Origin of the sequence: Pseudoalteromonas sp. SG43-3 (genome assembly GCF_014164385.1) — a bacterium.
Lineage (GTDB): Bacteria > Pseudomonadota > Gammaproteobacteria > Enterobacterales > Alteromonadaceae > Pseudoalteromonas > Pseudoalteromonas distincta.
The window spans coordinates 1-1770 of record NZ_JACJFC010000051.1; the positions used below are offsets into that span (position 1 = coordinate 1).

Below are 1770 nucleotides of genomic sequence, written 5' to 3' on the forward strand. Positions count from 1 at the left end.
TGCTATGTTTATTCATGTTAGCCTCTGCTGTTTAGTTAATTGACAAACTAATTATGGCTCTGGCTTTGAATTAAGCTAACCCACGAAAAGCGGAGGCTAACACCGTGTGGGAGTCATTATGTCTAGGTATACCGTGGTAACTATCGAGCAAGTTTTCAACCTTATAGAAATTGAGTGCGGAGTTAATCACAAAGAATTAACTCCAGATACTGATATTTTTAATGACCTTGGTGTCGAAGGCGATGACTTATCAGAACTTATTGAAAAGTACGCTTCAAATTTCAATGTAGGTATAATAAACATGACACCCATCCTAAATTTTGCACTTTGCGTACTTAGTGCAATAATAAACATGACACCCATCCTAAATTTTGCACTTTGTAATAATAAACATGACACCCATCCTAAATTTTGCACTTTGCGTACTTAGAGGCTAGCTTTTATTTAGTTTAAAAATAAGCAGAGTGTTTTATGGCTATTGCAAGAAAGCGTCAAGTTAGTTTGGTTGATACAAAATACTATCACTGTATTTCACGGTGTGTTCGTCGTGCATTTTTATGTGGCGAAGACCGTTTTACAGGTCAATCTTACGAGCATCGACGAGGTTGGGTTGAAGATAAGCTGCTTGAATTAGCAAAAATATTTTGTATTGATGTATGTGCTTATGCCGTCATGAGTAATCATACCCATTTAGTACTATATGTAGATGATAAGAAAGCAAACAGGCTGAATGATAAAGCGATTGTTATTCGCTGGCATAAACTGTGTAAAGGCAAATTGTTAACGCAAAAATATGTACAAGGTGAAAAGCTAAGTAAAGTTGAACTCATCTTTTTCAACCAAACGGTTAAACAATACCGCGAACGTCTAGCAAGTATTAGCTGGTTTATGCGGGTGTTAAATGAAGACATTGCCCGCAGAGCAAATAAAGAAGATAACTGCACAGGGAGGTTCTGGGAGGGTAGATTCAAATCGCAAGCATTACTAGATGAAGCAGCGCTTGCAGCCTGTATGGCCTATGTTGATTTAAATCCCATTAGAGCTAAAATGGCTAACACACCAGAAGAGTCAGACCATACCAGTGTACAAAATCGCTTAACATGCGCGGCAGAAGGTAAACAACCTAAGCAGTTACTACGTTTTGCAGGCATGCCACGTCAGATTATGCCTAAAGGGCTGCCGTTTGAGCTTAAATCGTACCTTGAACTCGTTGAGCTAACAGGGCGAATAATACGAGAGGATAAGCGCGGGCATATTGATAATATGAACCTTCCTTTACTAGAAAGGCTTAATATATCCCCAGATAACTGGCTAAAACTCACTACGCAATTTACGCGCGTATTTCACGGCGCAGTAGGCAGGCCGACCTCACAAGCAAGTTACTGTGAAAACTTAAAGCGAAAGCGGCGAGCGAATATCAGTAACTGCGAAAAGCTATTAGCATAAATTAAAAACCATTCAGTAAAAGTTAAAACTGCCATTACGGAGTTATTTTCATGCGTGTAATTTGGGTTTAAGAATGTAATGACTTATTTAATAGATGAAATGAAAGTGACCCAGTAAAAAAGATAAATTTTGAATCTGAAGGGCTAATTTTGTGGCACAGTTTTGTTTGTTCAATTAAAGTGGCTGTCTAGTTTGGTCCCTTCACCAAAATGAGCGATGAGTTGCGCATCAAGTTTATCTGTTTTTGCTTTTTGGCCAATAGCGCCTGCGAAACGTTTAATATTAACGGGATTAGCAACAACGAAAGGGATATTCGCTTGAGCA

2 protein-coding genes and 1 pseudogene are annotated in these 1770 nt (G+C 38.6%); 2 read left to right on the plus strand and 1 reads right to left on the minus strand.

The window, feature by feature from the left end; all coding sequences use genetic code 11:
- The first annotated feature begins 118 nt into the window (after positions 1 to 118).
- Positions 119 to 430 (plus strand): DUF1493 family protein, encoded by a 312-nt coding sequence (locus tag H5157_RS20485; protein WP_182725403.1) that lies wholly within the window; start codon positions 119 to 121, stop codon positions 428 to 430.
- A gap of 41 nt (positions 431 to 471) precedes the next feature.
- Positions 472 to 1446, plus strand: a complete 975-nt coding sequence (locus H5157_RS20490; protein ID WP_182725404.1) for a transposase — start codon at positions 472 to 474, stop codon at positions 1444 to 1446.
- Positions 1447 to 1637: 191 nt separating this feature from the next.
- On the opposite strand, the pseudogene H5157_RS20495 reads toward H5157_RS20490, so the two are convergent.
- Positions 1638 to 1770: pseudogene (locus H5157_RS20495) on the minus strand (transposase); the annotation flags it as partial.

Bases quoted from the DNA above. Each gene is read 5' to 3' on its own strand.
- H5157_RS20485 (WP_182725403.1), top strand. From the start codon at position 119: ATGTCTAGGTATACCGTGGTAACTATCGAGCAAGTTTTCAACCTTATA.
- H5157_RS20490 (WP_182725404.1), top strand. From the start codon at position 472: ATGGCTATTGCAAGAAAGCGTCAAGTTAGTTTGGTTGATACAAAATAC.